The following is a 269-nucleotide window of genomic DNA, read 5'->3' as shown; positions in this document are numbered from 1 at the left end:
AAAATGAAAATCAATGAACGACCTTCTCGACTCATTCCTTTCGTTTCTCGTAGTTGAAAAAGGTCTTTCAGAAAATACGCTGGAATCTTACGGGAGGGACCTTAAAAAGTTCCTCCTTTTTATTGAATCCCGGGGCATAACCTCCGCCCGCGAAATCAAGTACAATCACATACTCGACTTCCTCACTCATTCCCGCGAGGAAGGTCTGACCGCCACGACCATTGTCAGGAGCATGGTCTCCGTGAAGCAGTTCTTCAAGTACCTTCTCT

Annotated in this window: 1 protein-coding gene; it reads left to right on the top strand. The window is 46.1% G+C overall.

All coding sequences use genetic code 11. The annotated features are described in order from the left end of the window. Positions 1–13 precede the first annotated feature (13 nt). Positions 14–269, top strand: a 256-nt coding sequence (locus tag F6P99_RS13350) for a site-specific integrase (protein WP_193316088.1), incomplete at its 3' end; no start/stop codon positions are given.

The sequence above is a fragment of the Flavicella marina genome (assembly GCF_009193215.1).
Lineage (GTDB): Bacteria > Bacteroidota > Bacteroidia > Flavobacteriales > Flavobacteriaceae > Flavicella > Flavicella marina.
Note: the sequence above shows the minus strand (reverse complement) of the source record. Positions and strands in the feature narration are given on the sequence as shown.